The sequence below is a fragment of the Streptomyces sp. SID14436 genome (assembly GCF_010548465.1).
Taxonomy (GTDB): domain Bacteria; phylum Actinomycetota; class Actinomycetes; order Streptomycetales; family Streptomycetaceae; genus Streptomyces.
The window spans coordinates 1-3,384 of sequence record NZ_JAAGMD010000170.1 but is presented as its reverse complement, the minus strand read 5'-3'; the positions used below and the strand labels follow the sequence as shown (position 1 = coordinate 3,384).

4 protein-coding genes and 1 pseudogene are annotated in these 3,384 nt (G+C 73.2%); 1 reads left to right on the top strand and 4 read right to left on the bottom strand.

From position 1 onward, the window contains the following. Positions 1–278: 278 nt before the first annotated feature. Complete coding sequence (serB, locus tag G3I53_RS06540; RefSeq protein ID WP_164337581.1) at positions 279–1,487, top strand: phosphoserine phosphatase SerB; 1,209 nt, start codon at positions 279–281, stop codon at positions 1,485–1,487. A 116-nt stretch (positions 1,488–1,603) separates the two neighbouring features. On the opposite strand, the gene G3I53_RS06535 is transcribed toward serB, so the two are convergent. The 4 genes and pseudogenes from G3I53_RS06535 to G3I53_RS06525 form a co-directional block, all read right to left on the bottom strand. Next, a complete protein-coding gene (locus G3I53_RS06535; RefSeq protein WP_164337580.1) occupies positions 1,604–2,122 on the bottom strand; it encodes a histidine phosphatase family protein in 519 nt (172 codons plus the stop codon). Positions 2,123–2,185: 63 nt separating this feature from the next. Continuing rightward, complete coding sequence (locus tag G3I53_RS06530; protein ID WP_164337579.1) at positions 2,186–2,392, bottom strand: hypothetical protein; 207 nt, start codon at positions 2,390–2,392, stop codon at positions 2,186–2,188. Between the two features lie 187 nt (positions 2,393–2,579). Then, positions 2,580–2,696 carry an SGM_5486 family transporter-associated protein gene (locus G3I53_RS34325; RefSeq protein WP_275404216.1) on the bottom strand — a complete coding sequence of 39 codons (117 nt, stop codon included), beginning with the start codon at positions 2,694–2,696 and terminating at the stop codon, positions 2,580–2,582. A 94-nt stretch (positions 2,697–2,790) separates the two neighbouring features. Continuing rightward, a pseudogene (locus tag G3I53_RS06525) lies at positions 2,791–3,384 on the bottom strand (MFS transporter); the annotation flags it as partial.

Below are 3,384 nucleotides of genomic sequence, written 5' to 3'. Positions count from 1 at the left end.
CGGCGTCCGAGCCCGGTGGCGCACCACACTGGAGCCCGGCCGCGCCCCGCCCGGACTCCGCCCGCCGTGGTCGGCGGGCGCCCGCCGACCGCCTCCCGACCCGGCCACTCGGGCCTGCCCTACCGGCGGGGCGGCTCCGCTGCCGGCCGAGCGGAACCCCCGGAGAAAACCGCGCGGAGCGCAGCCGCCGAGTCGTCGTCCCAGGGCCCGTGTTCGGCTGTCCGTCAGGCGGACCGAGGGGGCGGGAGGCACCGGGTGCCGGATACGGTGGGACCACCATGAGCGCATCGCAGACCACCGACGTACCCACTCTCCTTGTCAAGATCTTCGGCAGGGACAGGCCGGGCATCACGGCCGGCCTCTTCGACACCCTCGCCGCCTACTCCGTCGACGTCGTCGACATCGAGCAGGTCGTCACCCGCGGCCGGATCGTGCTGTGCGCGCTCGTGACCGAGCCGCCCCGGGGCCTGGAGGGGGATCTCCGGGCGACCGTGCACAGCTGGGCGGAGTCCATGAAGATGCAGGCGGAGATCATCTCCGGCATCGGCGACAACCGTCCGCGCGGGCTCGGCCGTTCCCTGATCACCGTGCTGGGTCATCCGCTCACGTCCGAGGCGACGGCGTCGATCGCCGCCCGGATCACCGACAGCGGCGGCAACATCGACCGCATCTTCCGGCTCGCCAAGTACCCGGTGACGGCCGTGGAGTTCGCGGTGTCCGGGGTGGAGACCGAGCCGCTGCGCACCGCGTTGGTGACCGAGGCGGCGCGGCTAGGGGTGGACGTGGCGGTCGTCGCGGCCGGGCTGTACCGGCGGGCGCAGCGCCTGGTCGTGATGGACGTGGACTCCACGCTCATCCAGGACGAGGTGATCGAGCTGTTCGCGGCGCACGCGGGCTGCCAGGACAAGGTGGCCGACGTGACGGCCGCCGCCATGCGCGGGGAGCTGGACTTCGAGCAGTCCCTGCACGCCCGGGTGGCGCTGCTGGAGGGGCTGGACGCCTCCGTGGTGGACAAGGTGCGCAGCGAGGTGCGGCTGACGCCGGGGGCGCGCACGCTGATCCGTACGCTGAAGCGTCTCGGTTACCAAGTCGGTGTGGTGTCCGGCGGGTTCACCCAGGTCACGGACGATCTGAAGGAGCGGCTGGGGCTGGACTTCGCCCAGGCGAACACGCTGGAGATCGTCGACGGGAAGCTGACCGGCCGGGTCACCGGGGAGATCGTCGACCGGGCGGGCAAGGCCCGGCTGCTGCGCCGCTTCGCGACCGAGGCGGGGGTGCCGCTGTCCCAGACGGTGGCGATCGGTGACGGTGCCAACGATCTGGACATGCTGAACGCGGCCGGGCTCGGGGTCGCCTTCAATGCCAAGCCGGTGGTGCGGGAGGCCGCTCACACGGCGGTGAACGTGCCCTTCCTGGACACGGTGCTGTATCTGCTGGGCATCACGCGCGAGGAGGTCGAGGCGGCGGACACCGTCGACCTGGGCTGAGCGCGTCGCCGCCCGTTGCGTGCGGAAGCGGTGCGCCGTGGGTGCGGCGCACCGCTTCCGTGCGTGCGGGGTCCGGCACCGGTGGTCACTGCCGGACCAGGGTCAGGCGCGGTGGGTCACTCGCTGGGCGCCCAGTAGTCGACCAGGGTGGCGACGCCCGGTTCCAGGGACTTCCAGGAGCCGGTGAAGGTGAGGACGGCGAAGGCAGCGGCGGGGTAGCCGCGGCGGTCCATCCGCTCGCGGGCGTCCCCCTCGGCCGAGCCGGCCAGGATGTCGGCGAGGCCCTGGATGCCGGGGTTGTGGCCGACCAGCAGGACGTTCTGCGCGTCGTCGGAGGTCTCGTTCAGCAGGGCGATCAGCTCACCGGGCGAGGCCTCGTAGATCCGCTCCTCGTAGACGGTTTTCGGTCGCTGCGGGAATTCCTGGACCGCCAGCTTCCAGGTTTCCCGGGTGCGGGTCGCGGTGGAGCACAGGGCCAGGTCGAAGGCGATGGCGGAGTCGGCCAGCTTGCGTCCGGCGACTGCGGCGTCCATGCGGCCCCGCTCTGCGAGCGGGCGCTCATGGTCGTTGACCGGGGGCCAGTCGGCCTTCGCATGCCGGAAGAGGACAATCCTGCGGGGTTCTGCGACGCTCATGTCACCCAGCTTCGCATGAAACAGGCCACGGGGCGCAGGTAGTTGGCGGCCCCTGCCGGGGACTCATCGGGCCAGGAGCTGCTGCGCGCGCTCGACGAGGTGCGCGATCGCGGGTTCGCCGGACGTGGCGTGGGCCTCGGAGGGGTTCAGGACCAGGAGCAGCAGCGTGACGAAGGCGAGCGTGGGCAGGGCCAGGGCCCACCACGGAAGCCGGATGCCGGAGCCGCCCCGGGGGGCCGGGTGGGGCCTGGGGTGGGTGCGCGCCGTCATGGTGGCCTCCGCTCCGCGAGGGGTCCGTGCACCGCGTCCTGCGGTCACTCACGAAGGTACGGACCCGGCGGGTGCCGACCCATCCGGTGATCCACCCACTTGACCCTGAGCCTGTCCCCCTAGGGGATACGGGGGCCAGCCCCACCATGGCCCGGGCGGCCCGGGGCGGTGGTGGGACGGGCGGGGGTCACGGGGCGAGGAAGCTGGCGATCACGCCGATGACGATGAAGATCGCGAGGAACGAGCCGAGGACCAGGAGCAGCTTCTTCTGGCCGTTCTGCGGATTGGGGTCGAGGACTGGCATGCGGCCAGTGTCCCACCCCCGGGGCCCGCTCGGCGGTGCGGGGGGGCTCAGCGCGCCGCCGCTCCGTGGCCCGCGCCGGGGTGCGGGGTCGGGCTCAGCGCGCCGCTTCGTCCTCCACGGTGCGGGCGCGGCCGGCCAGCCAGCCGAACACCGTCTGCGGCACCATCAGAGCGGCCATCAGCCCGATCGGCAGTCCCCAGCCGCCGCTGTGCTGGTAGAGCACGCCGACCAGCAGGGGCCCCGGGATGGAGATCAGGTAGCCGGTGCTCTGGGCGAAGGCGGACAGCTGGGCGACGCCCGCGCCGGTCCGGGCGCGCATGCCGACCAGGGTCAGCGCGAGCGGGAAGGCGCAGCCGGCGATGCCCAGCAGCAGGGCCCAGGCCCAGGGCGCGGCGGCGGGCGCGAGGTACAGGCCGGCGTACCCGGTGAGGCCGCAGGCGCCCAGGACGAGCACGATGGGCCCCTGGTGGGGCAGCCGGGTGGCCAGCCGGGGTATGACGAAGGCGAGCGGTACGCCCATGACCATGGTGACCGCGAGCAGCAGGCCGGCCGTACCGGCGGGGACGCCCGCGTCCCGGAAGACCTGCGGCATCCAGCCCATGGTGATGTAGGCGGCGGTGGCCTGGAGCCCGAAGAAGACGGCCAGCGCCCACGCGGTGCCGCTGCGGACGATGCGCAGCGGGGGCGG

What these genes read in the sequence shown, in the direction of transcription:
- serB (WP_164337581.1), top strand. Translation starts at nt 279, where the DNA reads ATGAGCGCATCGCAGACCACCGACGTACCCACTCTCCTTGTCAAGATC.
- G3I53_RS06535 (WP_164337580.1), bottom strand. Translation starts at nt 2,122, where the DNA reads ATGAGCGTCGCAGAACCCCGCAGGATTGTCCTCTTCCGGCATGCGAAG.
- G3I53_RS06530 (WP_164337579.1), bottom strand. Translation starts at nt 2,392, where the DNA reads ATGACGGCGCGCACCCACCCCAGGCCCCACCCGGCCCCCCGGGGCGGC.
- G3I53_RS34325 (WP_275404216.1), bottom strand. Translation starts at nt 2,696, where the DNA reads ATGCCAGTCCTCGACCCCAATCCGCAGAACGGCCAGAAGAAGCTGCTC.